This is a genomic window from Staphylococcus agnetis (assembly GCF_011466855.1).
Classification (GTDB): Bacteria; Bacillota; Bacilli; order Staphylococcales; family Staphylococcaceae; genus Staphylococcus; species Staphylococcus agnetis.
On the sequence record NZ_CP045927.1, the window covers coordinates 1,272,215 to 1,291,217 of the forward strand.

18 protein-coding genes, 1 riboswitch and 2 other annotated features (1 of these 21 only partly in view) are annotated in these 19,003 nt (G+C 35.6%); of the genes, 1 reads left to right on the forward strand and 17 read right to left on the reverse strand.

What is annotated here, in order from left to right; translation table 11 throughout:
* Positions 1-159 (reverse strand) — a binding site (T-box leader); it reaches 51 nt to the left of the window's first position.
* Between the two features lie 55 nt (positions 160-214).
* Positions 215-766, forward strand: coding sequence for a DNA-3-methyladenine glycosylase I (locus GJE18_RS06340; protein WP_165886102.1), 552 nt, complete (start codon positions 215-217; stop codon positions 764-766).
* Positions 767-821: 55 nt separating this feature from the next.
* Here GJE18_RS06340 and GJE18_RS06345 read toward each other — a convergent pair whose 3' ends face one another.
* The 17 genes from GJE18_RS06345 to thrS form a co-directional block, all read right to left on the reverse strand.
* Positions 822-1,892: an AbrB family transcriptional regulator gene (locus GJE18_RS06345; RefSeq protein ID WP_060551208.1), complete on the reverse strand. Its 1,071-nt coding sequence runs from the start codon at positions 1,890-1,892 to the stop codon at positions 822-824.
* A gap of 215 nt (positions 1,893-2,107) precedes the next feature.
* A complete protein-coding gene (gene hemL / locus GJE18_RS06350) occupies positions 2,108-3,394 on the reverse strand; it encodes a glutamate-1-semialdehyde 2,1-aminomutase (RefSeq protein ID WP_107368640.1) in 1,287 nt (428 codons plus the stop codon).
* 15 nt (positions 3,395-3,409) lie between these two features.
* Complete coding sequence (gene hemB / locus GJE18_RS06355; RefSeq protein ID WP_060551210.1) at positions 3,410-4,387, reverse strand: porphobilinogen synthase; 978 nt, start codon at positions 4,385-4,387, stop codon at positions 3,410-3,412.
* Positions 4,384-5,064, reverse strand: a complete 681-nt coding sequence (locus GJE18_RS06360; protein ID WP_060551211.1) for a uroporphyrinogen-III synthase — start codon at positions 5,062-5,064, stop codon at positions 4,384-4,386. The genes hemB and GJE18_RS06360 overlap by 4 nt, the downstream gene beginning before the upstream one ends.
* 10 nt (positions 5,065-5,074) lie before the next feature.
* A complete protein-coding gene (gene hemC, locus GJE18_RS06365; protein ID WP_060551212.1) occupies positions 5,075-6,001 on the reverse strand; it encodes a hydroxymethylbilane synthase in 927 nt (308 codons plus the stop codon).
* 20 nt (positions 6,002-6,021) lie between these two features.
* A complete protein-coding gene (ccsA, locus tag GJE18_RS06370; RefSeq protein WP_037565495.1) occupies positions 6,022-6,858 on the reverse strand; it encodes a cytochrome c biogenesis protein CcsA in 837 nt (278 codons plus the stop codon).
* 14 nt (positions 6,859-6,872) lie between these two features.
* Positions 6,873-8,213 carry a glutamyl-tRNA reductase gene (gene hemA / locus GJE18_RS06375; protein ID WP_060551213.1) on the reverse strand — a complete coding sequence of 447 codons (1,341 nt, stop codon included), beginning with the start codon at positions 8,211-8,213 and terminating at the stop codon, positions 6,873-6,875.
* Between the two features lie 122 nt (positions 8,214-8,335).
* Positions 8,336-8,923 (reverse strand): ribosome biogenesis GTP-binding protein YihA/YsxC, encoded by a 588-nt coding sequence (yihA, locus tag GJE18_RS06380; protein WP_060551214.1) that lies wholly within the window; start codon positions 8,921-8,923, stop codon positions 8,336-8,338.
* Positions 8,924-8,992: 69 nt separating this feature from the next.
* The gene (gene clpX, locus GJE18_RS06385; protein WP_060551215.1) at positions 8,993-10,255 is read right to left on the reverse strand and encodes an ATP-dependent Clp protease ATP-binding subunit ClpX; all 1,263 of its coding nucleotides are present in this window, start codon (positions 10,253-10,255) and stop codon (positions 8,993-8,995) included.
* A gap of 212 nt (positions 10,256-10,467) precedes the next feature.
* Entirely contained in the window at positions 10,468-11,781 is a 1,314-nt protein-coding gene (gene tig / locus GJE18_RS06390; RefSeq protein WP_060551216.1) for a trigger factor, read from the reverse strand.
* A gap of 84 nt (positions 11,782-11,865) precedes the next feature.
* Positions 11,866-12,789, reverse strand: a complete 924-nt coding sequence (locus GJE18_RS06395) for a hypothetical protein (RefSeq protein WP_107368641.1) — start codon at positions 12,787-12,789, stop codon at positions 11,866-11,868.
* A 9-nt stretch (positions 12,790-12,798) separates the two neighbouring features.
* Complete coding sequence (locus tag GJE18_RS06400; RefSeq protein ID WP_107368642.1) at positions 12,799-13,410, reverse strand: NUDIX domain-containing protein; 612 nt, start codon at positions 13,408-13,410, stop codon at positions 12,799-12,801.
* Positions 13,411-13,629: 219 nt separating this feature from the next.
* Positions 13,630-13,986, reverse strand: coding sequence for a 50S ribosomal protein L20 (gene rplT, locus GJE18_RS06405; RefSeq protein ID WP_037565502.1), 357 nt, complete (start codon positions 13,984-13,986; stop codon positions 13,630-13,632).
* A gap of 59 nt (positions 13,987-14,045) precedes the next feature.
* Positions 14,046-14,246: a 50S ribosomal protein L35 gene (gene rpmI / locus GJE18_RS06410; RefSeq protein WP_037565503.1), complete on the reverse strand. Its 201-nt coding sequence runs from the start codon at positions 14,244-14,246 to the stop codon at positions 14,046-14,048.
* A gap of 27 nt (positions 14,247-14,273) precedes the next feature.
* Positions 14,274-14,801 (reverse strand): translation initiation factor IF-3, encoded by a 528-nt coding sequence (gene infC / locus GJE18_RS06415; protein ID WP_082021572.1) that lies wholly within the window; start codon positions 14,799-14,801, stop codon positions 14,274-14,276.
* 26 nt (positions 14,802-14,827) lie between these two features.
* Positions 14,828-14,961 (reverse strand) — a sequence feature (ribosomal protein L20 leader region).
* Between the two features lie 41 nt (positions 14,962-15,002).
* A complete protein-coding gene (locus GJE18_RS06420) occupies positions 15,003-16,511 on the reverse strand; it encodes an amino acid permease (RefSeq protein WP_060551219.1) in 1,509 nt (502 codons plus the stop codon).
* A gap of 120 nt (positions 16,512-16,631) precedes the next feature.
* Positions 16,632-16,806, reverse strand: a riboswitch (Lysine riboswitch).
* Between the two features lie 54 nt (positions 16,807-16,860).
* On the reverse strand, positions 16,861-18,798 hold the full coding sequence (gene thrS, locus GJE18_RS06425) for a threonine--tRNA ligase (protein WP_107368643.1): 1,938 nt from the start codon (positions 18,796-18,798) through the stop codon (positions 16,861-16,863).
* Between the last annotated feature and the right edge of the window lie 205 nt (positions 18,799-19,003).

Here is a 19,003-nt window from a genome sequence, read left to right on the forward strand (position 1 = left end):
TGCACTCTAATGATTAACGCTCATGAGACGCTTTAACTTACTCCGATGGTTCAGTTAAAGTACACGTGGGCTACCTTCAATAAGACTTTTATGCATTCACAGCACCATGCACTCTCTTAAAAAAGTGACTTACCTACTCTTCCCAAATTTAATATTTAATTCATTATTATAGTATACTGAATCCATAATGAAGTCAATAATTGGAGTGATATTTATGAATGCATGTGCTTTTGGTACGAAAGACCCTATTTATCTCGCTTATCACAATGATGTATGGGGAAAGCCAATGTATGATAGTCTCGCATTATTTGAACTTTTAGCATTAGAATCTCAACACGCTGGATTATCTTGGTTGACTATTCTAAAGAAAAAAGACGATTATCGAAAAGCGTTTCATGATTTTGACCCATATAAAATAGCGCAAATGACACAAAATGATATCGATATGCTAATGACATTTCCTAATATCATTCATAATAGAAAAAAACTTGAAGCTATTGTTTCACAAGCAAAAGGTTATATTAAAATTGAACAAGAACATGGCAGTTTCAGTGACTTCCTATGGTCTTATGTCAATCACACGCCAATTGATTTCAAATATCAAACAGCTGATGAACGTATAACAGTCAATGATACAGCCAAAAAACTTTCTAAAGATTTAAAGCATTATGGATTTAAGTTTATCGGACCAGTGACCATTTTTTCTTTTATGGAAGCGTGTGGTATGTATAATAGTCATCTTATAGATTGTCCTTGTAGACCTTAAAAAAAGCAGTATAGTGCATCGTTTTATCAAATGCATTATACTGCTCATTTATAATTTAATTATCCGCATTCCGCTTCATACGATAACCTAAATAATAATGAATGATTGGAGCGATGATAAAGAGTATAAAAAATATCCTAAAGATATGATAGCTAGAAATCATCGCAACATCTCCCCCGGTTTCAAGTGCAATTAAAACAATTTGACTCATCCCACCAGGCGCTGCACTCAAAAAGAGTTCATTGATAGATGCAGTATTAAAAGTTTTAATTGCAAAAACCATTATAAACGCACCTAAAATCAAACAAATATTTTGATACGCTACCGCAACAGCAACGCGACCTTTCATACGATCAATAAGATGTGAAATTTGAATACCAATACGAATCATATACATCATTTGTGCTATCGCAATAATAGGATAATCTACAGTAAAAGCACGACCTGTAGCAATATTCCACACAATTAAAACCACTATAGGGGCTAACAACATTTTGGTTGGGAACTTGATCCATTTCATTAAAAAATAAACCAACGCTATACTCATAACGAGAATGAACACATCCTGAATGTTGAGAACTTGAGTAAGTGGGAGATTGTGTTCAGCTGTCGTTGATTGATCATGTTTAAAAAAGAATGAAATCAGTGGTACCAGTATGACGACAAATATAATCCGTGACGTTTGGGTTAAACTCACGACAAGAATATCCGCTTTTTTATTTTCATCAGCCATTACAAGCATTTGACTGAGTGCACCGGGTATCACACTGAGTAATGCCGTTTCAGTATTCACTTTAGCAATACGCTTAAACCCTATTGACACGATAAGCGCTAATACTAATAAAAGGATTGTAACTAGAATAATAGAAAACCAATCGTATTTAATATCATTTATCACTTTAGACGTAAATGCACTTCCTATTTGTACACCTAACATAATTAAACCTAACTCACTTAAAAGCCATGGCCATTTTACATTTAGTTTTAAAACACGCACAGCAATCACACTGGCTATGATAGGTCCAAACATCCATGGCAGCATAATATTGAGAAAGTACAAAATAAAGCTACACGCTAATGCAAGTGCAAATAATATTAAATTATGCTTTAGATACGTGCTTTTCATCTCAAACACCGCCAATAAAAAATTATAGGTTTTCCATTTTCAAGTGATATAAAATAAAACGATGTTGATTGTAGCAATTGTCACATATGTACATCAATACATTCTTGCATCATTTACTTGTATACCTCACATCTTTTCAATGGAAAACCAATCCTATTATTGCCACGGCAACCTACTCATAAAACAAACTTATGACAATTTTAATATTTTTAACATTACTTAATAATTCTACTTAAAGCTGTATCAAAAGCTACTATTGTTTTTTGAACATCTTCATGTGTGTGTGATGTAGAAAGAAACATACCTTCAAATTGTGACGGAGGTAAAAAGACACCCTCTTGCGCTAACTCACGATACATCATGCTGAATAATTTTAAATCACTTTGATTCGCTTGTTTAAAATTCGTCACAGGTCCTTCGTTTAAAAAGAAACCTATCATCGAACCGGCACGATTAATCACAATCGGTACGTTATATTTAGCAAAGGTTGTTTTAAGTCCTTCTTCTAATGCGTCCCCTAATTCATTGAAATATACGTAACTTTCAGGAGTCAATTGACTTAACGTCATATAGCCACTTGTCATGGCAAGCGGATTTCCTGATAGCGTTCCCGCTTGGTAGATATCACCACTCGGTGCGATATGATCCATAATTTCTTTTTTACCACCAAACGCCCCCACTGGAAGGCCACCACCAATTACTTTTCCTAGACAAGTTAAATCTGGAGTGACATTAAAGTAACCTTGTGCACAATGGTAACCTACTCTAAAACCAGTCATAACTTCATCAAAAATCAACAATGCATCATGTTCATGTGTAATGGTTCTTAAACCTTGTAAAAAACCTTCTACTGGGGGAACTACACCCATATTACCTGCAACTGGTTCGACAATCACTGCCGCGATATCATCGCCAAATTGCTCGAATGCATATTTTACCGCTTCTATATCATTATAAGGGACCGTAATTGTATTCTTAGCCGTGCCCTCTGGTACACCTGGTGAATCCGGTAAACCAAGTGTAGCAACACCGGAACCCGCTTTAATTAATAGAGAGTCACTATGCCCATGATAATTTCCTTCAAATTTAATAATTTTATTTTTCCCAGTATAACCACGCGCGAGTCTTAATGTATCAAGCGTCGCTTCAGTTCCAGAAGAAACCATTCTTACTTTCTCGATTGAAGGGACACGATCGATAACAAGTTGCGCTAATTTATTTTCTTCAAGGGTAGATGCACCAAAACTTGTGCCACGATCCACAACCTTATGAATCGCATCTATCACTTTAGGATCCCGGTGACCTAAAATTAAAGGTCCCCAACTCAATACGTAATCAATATATTCATTGCCATCAATGTCATATATTTTACTTCCTTCACCACGTTCCATAAATAAAGGAGGTGTGTCTACCGCTTTAAATGCACGAACGGGACTATTAACGCCACCAGGCATTAATTTTTCAGCAATTTCAAAAGCTTGAGTTGATTTTTCATAACGCATATCGTTCATAACCTCCTATTGTCTCTCGATATAGTGACATAAGTCTTTCGCAAAGTACGTAATAATTAAATCTGCCCCTGCACGTTTCATAGAAATCATTTGTTCCATGACCACTTTTTCTTCATCAATCCAACCATTTATCGCTGCAGCTTTTGTCATACTATATTCACCACTCACATTGTATGCAACAACTGGGATGTTCGTGTTATTTCGTACATCTCTAATAATGTCTAAATAGCTGAGTGCAGGTTTAACAATCATCATATCTGCACCTTCTTTCAGGTCACTCTCTAATTCACGAAGTGCCTCAAGGCGATTAGCAGGATCCATTTGATATGTTTTTCTGTCACCAAAAGATGGCGTAGATTCCGCGGCATCTCGGAATGGTCCAAAGAAACTAGACGCATATTTAATCCCATAACTCATGATTGGAATATGTTGATAACCTGCTTCATCTAAACCTTGACGAATTTCTGCAACAAACCCATCCATCATGTTACTTGGTGCGATAATGTCAGCGCCTGCTTTAACTTGAGAAACCGCTGTTTTAACAAGTAAAGGTAAAGTTTTATCGTTATCAACATCGTGTGTATGATCGTCAATCAAACCACAATGTCCATGATCTGTATATTCACATAAACATGTATCTGCTATAACTAAAATATCGTCATAAAGTTTTTTTGCAATGCGCGTCGCTTTTTGAATCACACCATCATCTATAAATGCCCCAGTACCACATGCATCCTTTTCATTAGGAATACCAAAAAAGATAAATGAACGAATGCCTAAATCATAAGCTTCTTTGATTTCTTCATGTAATAAATTTAAACTGATTTGATATACATTAGGAAGAGATGTAATCTCCTTTTTAACATCATCCTTTTCAACAACAAAAATCGGATAAATTAAATCTTCTTTACGTAAATGTGTCTCTCGCACAATTGATCTCATTGTTGGTGAAACGCGTAATCTTCTATGTCTATCAAACTTCATATATTTGACCCCTCTTCAATAATTTTATTAATGAGACTTTCCAATGTCTGCTTGTGTGCAACTTTACACGTATAGCCATATTGGTGAATCGTCTTTGCCGTTTGTAATCCAATTGCATAGTATAAATTCGGACGTTGTGGCGGAGATATACTAAAAAAAGCATGCGCTGCCGATGAACTTGCAAATGTTATCGCATCAACCTCACTGTTTGCAATGACTTCCATTGCTTGTTGAATAGACTGTTGTTCAATATGTACGTCATATAAGTCGACTTTAATTGCTATGATGCCTTGTGAATTAAGTGTCTCCATTAACTTCGGACGTGCCTTGACACTTGAAGGTATCAGGACACGCTCCTTTTGATGAAATGGATGCATTTCTATGAAACCTTCTTGAGAATAATCTTTTGGATAAAAAGCGACATCTAGTCCAATACTATCACAATACTGCTTTGTTTTCTCACCGATAACTGCCACATTTTCATATGACACATCTTGTAAATATGGACGGAAAAATTTTACGGCATTTTTAGATGTAAAAATAAGCCAATCATAATGAGACGCTAACACACGGGTATCAAATGCTAACGCAACAGGTTTTAAAAATGGTAAATGTTTTATATTTACGCGTGCGTCTTCAAATGTATGTGTTTGTGTCATCAATACGTTTGGCTTCATACTATACACCTCAATGTGATTCGTTTAAAGCTTGGATAATTGTTTCAGCACCTTGTGCCTTGAGTTGTTCACTCACTTTTAATCCTAATGCGACTGGATCTTTACCTTCCGCTTCATATTCAAAACGTTGCTTTCCATCTGTTGACATAATGAGTCCCTTAAATAGAATGGAATCATTAGATGTGATACGCGCATGTCCAGCAATAGGTACTTGACAACTACCGTCCATTTCTTTTAAAAAGGTACGTTCTGCCGTAACACATGCCGCAACATCCGGGTTATGTACTTTTTTAAGTAATGCAAGTAAAGCGTCATCATCTGCACGACATTCAATACCGAGCGCACCTTGACCTATAGCTGGTAAGACAAGACGGTCATCAAGATAAGCCGTAACGCCATCGTCAGACCAACCCATTCTTTTTAATCCAGCTGCTGCTAGAATGATGGCATCATAGTCTTCTTCTTTAAGTTTGCGTAATCGTGTATCGATGTTTCCCCGTATCCATTTGATTTTTAAATGCGGGTATTGCGCAAGAATTTGGGCACCTCTACGTAAAGAACTCGTACCTATAATACTGCCACTTGCTAAATCTTCTAATGGCGTATGATTTTTTGCGATATATGCATCTAAAGGAATTTCCCTATCTGGAATACATCCTATGACCAAGCCTTCTGGAAGTACACTCGGCACATCTTTCAAAGAATGAATAGCAAAATCAATATTCTTATTAAATAATTCGTTCTGTATTTCTTTTACAAACAATCCCTTACCGCCCACTTTAGACAGTTGGCGATCAACAATCTGATCCCCTTTCGTCACAATTTCTTTGATTTCGATATCTAAAGTTGGATCGATCGCTTTCAGTTTTTCGATGAATTGTTTACTTTGTGTCAAAGCTAATTGACTGCGTCTTGAACCTACTACCAATTTACGCATAATATGTCCTCCAAACGATTTTATACACCTGTCCATTGATGGAATTCTGACAGTTGCGTAATAAATATAAGATTAATCATACAACATATGAACAGTCCGATATTGACATAAATTAACGCAAGTGATGAGAACTTGCGCAACAACCTTAATGTAATGTAAAACCCGTAACATATTAAGATAAAGATTGATGATATGACTTTTAAATCTAAAAATATATGATGCCCTAACGTCAATATCCCCCATTGAATACCTAAGAGAATACTGATAAACAGTAACATTACTCCTAAAAACGAACTATAAAAAACGCCTTTTTCTAAAGTCGCCACACTACCAATACGAAAGTAATCTTGATTAAAACGCTTTTCTTTTAAATTACGATATTGTATTAAATACAGTATCGCATTCACACACGCAATTGCGAAAAAAAGATAACTGACAAGTGCGAATGAGATATGGAAGATTAATAACTCATTAATCACATTTAAACGTGAACCATTTAACTGAAATTGATTCGGATGAAACGTATGAATTGCCATAAACATTAAACCTATCAGATTCAGCAATGCAATTAAATATGCGGAACTTCTAAAGACCGCAAAGATAAAAGTAATCGTTAATATCAGCCATGTTAGTATATAAAAACTTTCAATAATTGAGGTTAAAGGTAATTGCCCCATCCAAAAAATATACAAAACCAATGAACTGGTCTGAAGTACCCATGCGATGCCTAATGTATAAAATCCAATATTTTGAAATCGACTATTTTTATGCAATACATCGATCGTTAAAGTGAGCACACTGATTAAATAAATGATAAAGATACATTCATGAAATCTTATAAAAAATGCTTCTTCCATAGCATCACCATTCTTTAATTATCTAGTAAGAAAAACCTCTGCTTAAGTAAGTGTCTCTTTTTTTCAGCGGCTTCTGTCTTATAGTCAGACGTCACCTCTAAATCAAAAATCTCTTTAAAGAGTGCTAACTTTTCTTCTGAATATTTATCATCGCTAATTTCTTTAGCTTGCTTAATAGGATCTTTTAACATTTGGTTAATAATACTTTTAGTATGCTTAGATATTACTTTACGTTCTCTATCAGATAAATGTGGCAACTTACGATCGATACTAATCATTGTTTCTTCCTGAATGGTCATTGCTTTTTCGCGCAACGCTCGAATGACAGGGACGACGCCTAACATTTTGACCCACTCATTATGCTTATCAATTTCATTTGGAATGCGTTCAGCGATAAGTGCTGCAGCTTTTTGACGCTCTCTCATATTCGCATCAACAAGCCCTTTTAAATCATCGACATCGTATATAAAAATATTAGAATCAACGGTGTCTAGTGGTTCAATATCTCGCGGTACCGCGATATCGATTAAAACCTGTTGACGATTTTTATTTAAATCGTGACTCAGTGCAATCATGTCTTTTGTAATGACAAACCCTTCTGCACTCGTTGAACTAATTACAATGTCAGCAGTAGCCAAATAATGCGTTATTTCAGAAAACGCACCGACAGAAATATGATGTTTTAGTGCTAAATCTTCAGCACGTTCAAGCGTTCTGTTGATAACTGTTATATCTGTCACGCCTGCACCTTTTAAATTCATAATGGCAAGTTCTGCCATTTCACCTGCACCAATCACTAAAGCATTACGACGCGTTAATTTACCGTAAATTTTCTTCGCTAGCTCCACCGCTGCATAAGAAACGCTTGTAGCATGATCGGCTATATCCGTTTCATGATGCGCTTTTTTACTAAATGTAATCGCTCGCTTGAATAATTCATTAAAAATAATACCCGTAGTTCCTGCTTTTTGCGCAATTAAAAATGCATCTCGGATTTGACCCAAAATTTGCGTTTCACCTAATACAATAGAATCTAATCCAGATGTAACTCTAAACAAATGTGTCACAGCATCATCTTCCACTTTCACATCTGTAAATTGCTTGATTTCATCAACTTCAAAATTAAACTCACGCGCTAAAAAGCGTTGAATATAATATCGCCCAGTATGAATTTGGTCTACAATAGCATAGACTTCAGTTCGATTACATGTGGATACGATAACATTTTCTAATATTGATTTCGTTTCATACAACGTTTCATGTACACGATACATATCCACGTTATTAAAATTTAATTTTTCTCTCAATGATACATTCGCAGTGTGATGATTCACACTTACAGAAATCATATACATTATAACGCCCCCGTTATATCTACAATACCCAAATTATAACATACATTAAAGTCATTCTAATTATTATTGCCCGTATTTATAAGTTGCTAAATGATGTTGTCATGAATTTGTCAAACTCACATTTAAAAGTGCGTCGTAATCGCATCCCAAATCATTTGTTGATTTTTTTTATCAACAGAAGAATAACTGATGATTTGATCACCTTTTTCGAGTTCTAATGCTTCTTTTATCACTTTGATATGTTTTTGAACCTTACCTTTAGGAATTTTATCCTCTTTAGTCGCGATAATTAATGTTGGAATCTCATGATATTTTAAGAAGTCATACATGAGGACATCATCTTCTGTAGGAGGGTGCCTAAGATCTACTAATTGAATAACAAGTTTTAAAGCCTCTCGTTGTGTAATATATGTTTCAATCATTTTTCCAAACGCTTCTCTTTGTTTTTTACTTACCTTTGCGTACCCATATCCTGGAACATCGACAAAGATTAACTGATGATCAATATCAAAAAAGTTTAATGTTTGTGTTTTACCGGGTTGTTGGGACGTTCTTGCCATGTTTTTTCGACCAATCATACTGTTTATAAACGATGATTTTCCAACATTAGAACGCCCACTCAGCGCCACCTCAGGCAATCCAATTTCAGGATACTGTTCAGGTTTGACCGCACTTATTAAAATATCTACATTATTTGGATTAATATTCATGTATTCACCTCATAAAAAAGCCTAAGTTGAATCGTTACATTCAGCTTAGGCCAATAATGATGCCTATTGTTATGCAGAAGTTTTCTTATCGTTTAAAAGATTTCCTTCTGAATCATATAAATCAGGCTCAGTTTCGTTAATAATCGTTTCTTTCGTAATGACTACTTTTGCAACATTTTCAGTTGAAGGGACATCAAACATAATATCGATGAGCGCTTCTTCGATAATCGAGCGTAAACCACGCGCGCCAGTTTTACGTTCAATGGCTTTTTCACTAATCGCATTAAGTGCTTCTTCTGTAAATTCTAATGCAACATTATCCAACTCTAACATTTTCGTATATTGTTTAACGAGTGCATTTTTAGGTTGTGTTAAAATGTTTTTTAATGCTTCAACATCTAATGTTTCAAGATTAGCAACGATCGGTACACGACCGATAAATTCAGGGATTAAGCCATACGTTTGTAAATCTTCAGGACGAATATGTTCTAATAATGATGCGTCATCATAATTTGATGCTTCGCTACTCGCAAAACCAATGACTTTTTCTCCTAAACGACGTTTAATCACGTCTTCAATGCCATCAAACGCACCACCAAGAATAAATAAAATATTCGTAGTATCGATTTGAATAAATTCTTGATTTGGATGCTTACGTCCACCTTGTGGCGGTACACTCGCAGTCGTACCCTCTAATATTTTTAATAATGCTTGTTGCACACCTTCACCTGATACATCGCGTGTAATCGATGTATTTTCAGATTTACGTGCAATTTTATCTATCTCATCAACATAAATAATCCCTTTTTCAGCTTTATCGATATCAAAATCAGCTGCTTGGATTAAACGTAAAAGGATATTTTCAACATCTTCACCCACATAACCCGCTTCCGTTAAACTCGTTGCATCCGCAATAGCAAACGGCACATTTAATGTTCGAGCTAATGTTTGCGCTAATAATGTTTTACCACTACCAGTCGGCCCTATAAGTGCAACATTACTTTTTTGCAATTCTACATCGTCATCTTTAGGTCCTAATTGTTTAACACGTTTATAATGGTTATATACAGCTACTGCTAACGATTTTTTAGCTTTATCTTGACCGATAACGTAGCTGTCTAATTGTTCCATAATTTCTTTTGGTGTGGGTAATTCTGTAAGTTCTTCTGTTTCGTTTTGATTCAATTCTTCTTCAACAATCTCAGAGCAAAGTTCGATACATTCATTACAAATGTATACACCACTTCCTGCTACAAGCTTCTTGACTTGGTCTTGATCTTTACCACAGAAAGAACATTTTAAGTTTTCTTCATCTTCATTGAATTTAAACATAATTGATTACACCCCTGTTCTTCTATGACTATACTAAAAAGCATTCTATTACGCAAATGGATAGCCTATCAAGTTATTTGCATAAAATAAGATGGGAGTGAATGTGAAACCGATATGCATCACTTGGCTTCAAACACTCACCCCCGCAACTATTCATTTACTATTTAAATTGAGAAATGAAACCATATTAGCATGTTTCGTTATCTCAAAGCTTATTTGTCGCTTTCTTCTTCTTTAGTCGCTTCAACAAGCTTAGCTTCTTTAACTAATAAATCAATAACTTTTTTCACACGTACGTCATTTTTAACGATGTCTGTGTTACCTAAAGTTGATTTAATATCGTCTACAGAAATACCGAATTGAGCACTCATTGTTTCAAGTTCTTTTTCAACATCTTCGTCTGTTGCTTCGATATTTTCAGCATCTGCAATCGCAGCTAATGTTAAGTTTGTTTTCACGCGTTGTTCAGCATCTTCTTTCATTTGACCACGTAAATCCTCTTCAGATTGACCTGAAATTTGGAAATACGTTTCAAGGTTTAATCCTTGTTGTTGTAAACGTTGTGCGAATTCTTGTACCATGCGATCTTCTTCTGTTTTAATCATCGCATTTGGAATATCAACTTTAGCATTATCTGTAGCTTTTGTAATTGCTTCTTCTTTTTGTGTATTTTCAGCTTCAGTCGCTTTATTTTCTGCTAATTGCTTACGTAAGTTTTCTTTATATTCATCTACAGTATTTGCTTCAGAATCAAGTTCATTCGCAAGCTCGTCGTCTAATTCTGGCACTTCTTTTGATTTAATTTCATTGATTTTTGTTTTGAAAGTTGCTGGTTTACCTGCTAATTCTTCAGCGTGGTATTCTTCAGGGAATGTTACTTCAACATCCTTTTCTTCACCAACAGCTAAACCAACAAGTTGTTCTTCGAAACCTGGGATAAACATACCAGATCCGATTTCTAAGTCATAACCGTCAGCTTGTCCACCTTCAAATTGTTCACCATCAACATAACCATCGAAGTCAAGATTTACAGTATCGCCTTCTTCAACTTTACCGTCTTCTTTAACCACCATATCAGCCATTGCTTCTAAACGTTGTTGAATAGTTTCTTCCACTTCTTCATCTGTTAATTCAGTATTTTGTTTTTCAATTTCTAACCCTTTGTAGTCACCTAATTCAACTTCAGGTTCTACAGTAACTGTCGCATCAAATTTGAATTCTTTACCTTTTTCAATTTGAGTTACTTCAATTTCAGGTTGATCTACTGGATTAATACCAGCTTCTTCAACTGCATTGCTGTATGCTTTTGGTAATAAAATGTCTACAGCGTCTTGATATAACGCTTCAACACCAAAACGTTGTTCGAAAATTGGACGTGGCACTTTACCTTTACGGAAGCCAGGTACGTTAATTTGTTTAACTACTTTTTTAAAAGCTTGATCTAATGCTTTATCTACTTCTTCAGCAGGAACAGTTACTTGTAATAACCCTTCGTTGCCTTCTTTCTTTTCCCAAGTTGCTGTCATGTGTATAAACCTCCATGATATACTATTAAAATTTTTCAACTTCTTCATTATAGCATAGGTTGGCGTGGTGATAAACCCAAGCGCCTATGTATTTAATAAATTTATAAGTTCAACCAATGCATGTAAGTCGTCATCCTTTTTGTTTTCCTCGCCTGTTAAGGATTTAAAGTACATTTGATACGCTTTCAACCAATGGTCAATAGTATCAATTGAAGTAATTTCAAAAGGATACAACGCGATATTGTGTGTATTGAGGTGCACATACGCCTCACTTACTAATGATGGCATTGCTTTCTCTAACCATTCGATGATTCTAGGCATCAGTTGATTGTTGAAGCTTGTGTGTGAAACGCCTTTTAAACGATGAGGTTTAACCTCTGTGTGTAAGCCGAATTTTTCAATGTGAATCGGTTGTTCATAGTGTGCAAATTTTAAATATTCAAGAATAAGCGTCATTAACCGATGATTAAGGGATTCATGCTTGATATAAAATGCAAATGTGTCTGCATATTGATAAGCATGGTCATCAATTAAATCTAATAACAATTTCGTCTGTTCACCATTAGAAAGACTAAAGAAAGATTGTAATTGGTAATGAAAATAATCTTTACGCTTATTAAGTTCTGCCGTCGCTTGATCTTTAATAGGTAAAAATACTAAGCGTGTTTGATGTTCGTTAACTTCATCAATCACTTGATCAATGACATCAATCACAGCATGATATTGTTTTAATTCAAACAAACTTTTCACATAATAAATCATCAACGTATCGTATGGTTGGAACCCTTGTGACATTAAAATATTTGCTTCTTCTTTTAATTCAAGATATGACTTTAACTCCCATAATATTTCGCATTTCATTAGCGCTAATTGTGACGTTAACTCAAACGATGCTTCGTACGTAATGAATAAATCATACACACGTTCATAGTCGCCTTGATTAAAAAATGTGATCATATCTTTTTCAATTTTATCTTTACGCTTTGGAAATGGAATTATTTCACTCATCTTTATCACCTATTTCAAATCTTGTAAAATAAGCGCACTCCATGATTCGAATTGATTTAAATCATTGATGTCTTCAAGAGACTTCCATTCTATTTTCAATGTATCTGTTTCTTTAACTTCTATGTCATTGGCTTTGACTTTAACTTTAAAAACAATACCAATATGAACTTTACCCACTTCGTTAGAGTCGTCATTGATGAATCCAACATGTTCAAGTTGTGATGCACTTGTAACATGAAGCCCCACCTCTTCTTCAAGCTCACGACTTGCATTGACAATAATTAAGTCATTGATGGTTTGTGCATCTGGAACATCATTCATATGCCCACCTACACCAATAGAGCCTTGTCCGTGTAGACGTGCTTCACCACCACCTGATAAACGTTCATAGACTAAAAGGTCGCCATTTTCATTTTCAAGTATGCAGTAGGATATAAGTTGTTTGTAAGAAGGATCCTCTTCCATATCCCCACGTCTTTTTACTTCATACTGGTCTAATGTGTTAAAAATTTCAATACTCTTCGCATCGCTTTTAGAAATAAAACCATTAAAAGCATTCTTTTCTTGGTTGAACAACGAATGACGTTGTACGACAGCGATTTGTTCATCAAATTTCGACATAATGTTCTCCTTTATATTCATTTTCTTAATCGTATCAGAGAATGGGTATAACGAAAAGTGATATACCGTATCAATGACAACTTACACATGGTGTTTTCTCGTTTTACTCCATTATTTTTCGTCTAAATTAAATTGAAGAAGCTACATGCACACAAAGATAAAAATGCTTTTCACTCAAAAGATTAAATCTTTAGACGTGAAAAGCATTTTTAATTAGGTTTATTTTAAAGCTTCTTTCGCTTTACTTACTAATTCACCGAAAGCTTTATCGTCTGAAATCGCGATTTCAGAAAGCATTTTACGGTTAATATCGATACCAGCAGTTTTTAAACCGTTCATTAAACGTGAGTAGCTGATGTCGTGTTGACGTGCAGCTGCATTGATACGTGTAATCCATAATTTACGGAAGTCACGTTTTCTTTGACGGCGGTCACGGAATGAATATTGACCTGATTTCATTACTTGTTGTTTTGCTACTTTATATAATGTACTTTTTGAACCAAAGTAACCTTTTGCTAATTTAATCGTCTTTTTACGACGCGCTCTTGTTACTGTTCCACCTTTAACACGTGGCATAATAAATTCCTCCTTTTATCTCTTGCGGTATGCCTTACATACCATATCGAAAACTAAAATTATTTAACGTATGTTAATAACTGTCTTACACGTTTTGCATCGCTCTTAGATACTAATGATGCTTTACGTAATTGACGTTTTTGCTTTGTAGATTTGTTAGCGAATAAGTGAGAAGTGTACGCTCTAGAACGTTTTAATTGACCAGATCCAGTTCTTTTAACACGTTTCGCTGCTCCGCGATGAGTTTTCATTTTAGGCATAGTGAGTTCCTCCTATTTAATCGTTGTTTATTTTTCGTTAGTTGGCGCTAACATAAGAAACATTTGACGGCCTTCCATTTTAGGCTTTTGCTCTACAGATGCAATATCTTTACATTCATCAGCAAACTTTTCTAAAACACGTTGACCAATTTCTTTATGTGTAATGGCACGCCCTCTGAAACGAATCGAAACTTTAACTTTATCACCTTTAGATAAGAATTTACGTCCGTTTTTAAGCTTTGTATTGAAGTCATGTTCTTCAATTGTTGGACTTAAACGGATTTCTTTCACGTTGATAATTTTTTGTTTCTTTTTCATTTCTTTTTCTTTCTTTTGTTGCTCAAATTTGTACTTACCATAGTCCATAATACGAGCAACAGGCGGTTTCGCATTAGGTGCAACAACAACGACATCTAATCCTAGACGGTCTGCCATTTCTAATGCTTCATGTTTGGTTTTTAAACCAATTTGGTCACCATTTTGACCGATAACACGTAATTCTTTTGCGCGAATCTTTTCATTAACTTGCGTTTGATCCTTAGCTATGGTTGACACCTCCAATAGTTTTACGAATGGTCCAAGTACAAAAAGAAGCGAGGACATAAAATGTCCCCGCTTCTTCAATAACATGAACGTTTTCTACATGTTTATCGTTTACCTGCCAACTGCTTGATGCGTCGCTACAGGTGAGAAGCGGGTGCTTCTACTTGGTCCGTTTCGTAATCAACAGAATTAACTATACCAAGTTGTTACGAATTAGTCAACATGTTTCTGAAAGTTTTTTTCTTTCGTTGAAATAGAAGGATCTAAGTTCACATCATTTAAAGGTATTAATTTCGTTTTATATCTAAATTTGTGATATAAGAAAAACCCTAAAAATACCGGAATACCCATATATGTGATAAGGAAACGATTGAAATCAAAGTTACCACTTTGAATAAAATCAACGTCTTGACCAATGATGACAACGATACATAAAACACCTGCAAGTATTGGACCGAATGGGAACAATTTCGCTTTGTAAACCAATTTGTCTTTATCATAATTTTGTGCATCAAATGCTTTTCTAAAACGATAATGACTGACGGCGATACCAACCCATGCGATAAATCCAGTTAAACCACTTGCCGCAACAATATACTCATACGCGTTACCACTAACTTGTTGCACGATAAATATTAAAATAACGATTGCAGCGGTTGCAAGCATTGAGATAATTGGTGTCCCATTCTTATTTGTATGACCGAAAATGCGTGCTGCGAGTCCATCTTTACTCATAGAGTACAACATACGCGTACTTGCATACATACCTGAGTTACCTGCTGACAATACAGAGGTTAAAATCACCGCATTCATAAACGATGCCGCAAAGGCTAAACCAGCATTTTTAAAAACTAATGTAAATGGTGATGTAGCGATATCATTACCACCGCCCATTAATGCAGGGTTATCGTATGGAATCAACATACCGATGATAAAAATAGCAAAAATGTAGAAAAGTAAAATACGCCAAAAAACTTGTTTAATGGCTTTCGGTACAGCACGTTGAGGATTTTCAGATTCTCCAGCTGTAATCCCTACAAGTTCTGTACCTTGGAAAGAGAAACCAGCAATTAAGAATACACCAAAAACAGCTAATAGACTGCCACCAAAGCTACCACCTAAAATTGGACCATCACCTTTAGTGAATGTATCAAATCCAACAGCTTGGCCACCCATAATACCCACAATCGTAAGAAGACCTACAATAATGAAAATAATGACCGTTGCCACTTTAATAAATGCAAACCAATATTCACTTTCGCCATACACTTTAACAGATAAAGCATTCAAGCTAAAGATGATACACATGAACAAGCAACTCCACGCCCATGCTGGTAGAAACTGTAGCGGTTGCCAATATTGAATGACTTGCGCAGCGATTGTGACGTCTGCAGCAACTGTAATAACCCAGTTAAACCAGTAGTTCCATCCAAGGGCAAATCCTAATGAAGGATCTACAAACCGTGTCGCATACGTACTAAATGATCCAGATACAGGCAAGTACGTAGCCATCTCTCCTAAAGATGTCATCAAGAAAAATACCATCACGCCGATAATCGCATATCCTAGTAATGCCCCTAATGGACCCGCATCTGCAATCGCGCCACCAGATGTCATAAATAGACCTGTTCCAATCGCACCACCGATCGCGATCATCGAAATATGACGATCTTTAAGGTGTCTTTGAACCGTGTTTTCATTTCCCAAATTACTTTGACTCATAAAACCTATCCTTTCCCTTTACTTAGAGGTAGGTGCAAATGTTACATGATGATCATTGTGTTTATTTGTGTAAAAAGAAACAAAGGTTACATCGAGGATGCAACCTTTGTTATATATTTCAACATAGATAGCACACCACTATTGTGACAGTCTGGTTCCTATTCGAATACCAGCCCAATAAAAGTTGTTGATGGATGAACTTTTATTTCGGCGTCTTTACCTTTAATTTGTGCAACATATGTTCCATTCGACTTCTGACAAACGACTCATTAAAGACGCAACCTCTAACTAAATTTTATTAAATTTTTGATTTGTATCTACTATAGCTTAAAGTTTACTGAAAGACAAGTTATCTTTTCTTTTTTAAACGGATTTCGTCCACTAAATTCCAAATAAACGTGTCTTTTTCAACTGTTTCTTGATCTTTAGAGCCATATTTACGTACGTTAACTTCATGATTTTCAACTTCTTTATCACCTACTACAAGCTGATAAGGAATTTTTTTCATTTGTGCTTCACGGATTTTATAGCCCATCTTTTCATTACGGTCATCAATATGAACGCGGACACCTTGTGATTTGAGTTCATCTTGAAGTTGTCTCGCATAATCATAATGCAACTCAACATTGACTGGAATGATTTCAACTTGTTGCGGTGCTAACCAAGTTGGGAAAACCCCTTTTGTTTCTTCTGTTAAAAATGCAACAAAACGTTCCATTGTAGAAACGACTCCGCGATGAATAACAACTGGACGATGTTGTTCACCATCTTTACCGATGTAATTTAAATCAAAACGCTCAGGTAATAAGAAATCAAGTTGTACTGTAGACAACGTTTCCTCTTTACCCATTGCCGTTTTCACTTGAACGTCTAATTTAGGACCATAGAATGCCGCTTCACCTATAGCTTCTTCATAGGAAAGACCCAGTTCGTCCACCGCTTCTTTTAACATCGATTCCGCTTTATTCCACATGTCATCATCATCAAAGTATTTCTCTTTATCTTCAGGATCGCGATAGCTTAATCTAAAGCGATAATCTTCAAAACCGAAGTCTTTATATACATCAATAATCATGTTCACTGTGCGCTTGAATTCATCTTTAATTTGATCAGGTCGCACAAAGATATGGGCATCATTTAACGTCATGCCGCGTACACGCTGTAGTCCTGATACCGCGCCACTCGCTTCATAACGATGCATTGTACCTAATTCAGCAATACGAATCGGCAATTCGCGGTATGAATGTGGTTTATTTGCATAAATCATCATATGATGTGGACAGTTCATCGGACGAAGTACCATTGCTTCATCCTCATCAAGTTGCATCACTGGAAACATGTCTTCTTGATAATGATCCCAATGTCCAGATGTTTTGTATAAATTTACATTCGCCATGACAGGTGTATAGACATGGTCATAACCTAAACTTACTTCTTTATCTACGATGTAGCGTTCAATCTCACGGCGAATTGTTGCACCATTTGGTAACCATAATGGTAACCCTGCTCCTACTAATTGATTGTTAGTGAAGAGCTCTAAATCTTTACCGATACGTCTGTGATCACGCTCTTTACGTTCTTCAAGCATTTTCAAGTGTGCTTTTAAATCTTTCTTATCAAAGAACGCTGTTCCATAAATACGTTGCAACATTTTATTATTACTATCTCCGCGCCAATATGCGCCAGCAGTAGATAACAATTTAAATTCTTTAATTTTAGCTGTAGATGGGACATGTACACCGCGACATAAATCTGTAAACTCACCTTGAGTATAGAGCGTTACATTTTCATCTTCTGGAATCGCCTCGATTAATTCTAATTTGTAAGGGTCATCATTAAAGAATGCTTTCGCTTCGTTTCGACTAACTACACGATGTGTCACCGGATGATTTTCATTAACGATTTGTTTCATTGTTTTTTCAATTTTTTCAAAATCATCACTTGAAACTTTGTCATCCATATCAAAATCATAATAGAAGCCGCCATCAATCACAGGGCCCACACCAAACTTTACATCGCCATATAAACGTTTCAATGCTTGTGCCATAAGATGAGCAGTAGAGTGTCGTAATACTTCTAATGCCTCATCACTTCCCGGTGTAATAATTTCAATATCACCATCTTCTTCTAAAGGACGTGTAAGATCGACTAATTGATGATTAAATTTACCTGCAACTGCTTTTTTACGTAGCCCAGGACTGATCGATTGAGCAATTTCTTCTGTTGTAATCCCTTTTTCAAAACTTTTTTCATTTCCATCTGGAAAGCGAATCATTATTTGTGACATATGCATCCTCCTTAAATTTTAACGACTAAAATAAAAAGACCCCATCCCTAAATAGGGACGAGGTCATCGTGGTACCACCCTAGTACTGCATAAAAATATGCAAACTCTACTTAAGATAACGGTCTTGAGCCGGACATTCATTACAAATGTCATACTGAGGGAGTAATGCGATACACTATTAACTACACTCTCATCAAACGGTAGC

Coding starts and splice junctions, on each gene's coding strand:
- ccsA (WP_037565495.1), bottom strand. CDS start 6,858: ATGGAAGAAGCATTTTTTATAAGATTTCATGAATGTATCTTTATCATT.
- GJE18_RS06345 (WP_060551208.1), bottom strand. CDS start 1,892: ATGAAAAGCACGTATCTAAAGCATAATTTAATATTATTTGCACTTGCA.
- rpmI (WP_037565503.1), bottom strand. CDS start 14,246: ATGCCTAAAATGAAAACTCATCGCGGAGCAGCGAAACGTGTTAAAAGA.
- GJE18_RS06420 (WP_060551219.1), bottom strand. CDS start 16,511: ATGAGTCAAAGTAATTTGGGAAATGAAAACACGGTTCAAAGACACCTT.
- tig (WP_060551216.1), bottom strand. CDS start 11,781: ATGACAGCAACTTGGGAAAAGAAAGAAGGCAACGAAGGGTTATTACAA.
- hemC (WP_060551212.1), bottom strand. CDS start 6,001: ATGCGTAAATTGGTAGTAGGTTCAAGACGCAGTCAATTAGCTTTGACA.
- GJE18_RS06340 (WP_165886102.1), top strand. CDS start 215: ATGAATGCATGTGCTTTTGGTACGAAAGACCCTATTTATCTCGCTTAT.
- yihA (WP_060551214.1), bottom strand. CDS start 8,923: ATGAATATTAATCCAAATAATGTAGATATTTTAATAAGTGCGGTCAAA.
- hemA (WP_060551213.1), bottom strand. CDS start 8,213: ATGTATATGATTTCTGTAAGTGTGAATCATCACACTGCGAATGTATCA.
- GJE18_RS06360 (WP_060551211.1), bottom strand. CDS start 5,064: ATGAAGCCAAACGTATTGATGACACAAACACATACATTTGAAGACGCA.
- hemB (WP_060551210.1), bottom strand. CDS start 4,387: ATGAAGTTTGATAGACATAGAAGATTACGCGTTTCACCAACAATGAGA.
- GJE18_RS06395 (WP_107368641.1), bottom strand. CDS start 12,789: ATGAGTGAAATAATTCCATTTCCAAAGCGTAAAGATAAAATTGAAAAA.
- clpX (WP_060551215.1), bottom strand. CDS start 10,255: ATGTTTAAATTCAATGAAGATGAAGAAAACTTAAAATGTTCTTTCTGT.
- GJE18_RS06400 (WP_107368642.1), bottom strand. CDS start 13,410: ATGTCGAAATTTGATGAACAAATCGCTGTCGTACAACGTCATTCGTTG.
- hemL (WP_107368640.1), bottom strand. CDS start 3,394: ATGCGTTATGAAAAATCAACTCAAGCTTTTGAAATTGCTGAAAAATTA.
- rplT (WP_037565502.1), bottom strand. CDS start 13,986: ATGCCACGTGTTAAAGGTGGAACAGTAACAAGAGCGCGTCGTAAAAAG.
- thrS (WP_107368643.1), bottom strand. CDS start 18,798: ATGTCACAAATAATGATTCGCTTTCCAGATGGAAATGAAAAAAGTTTT.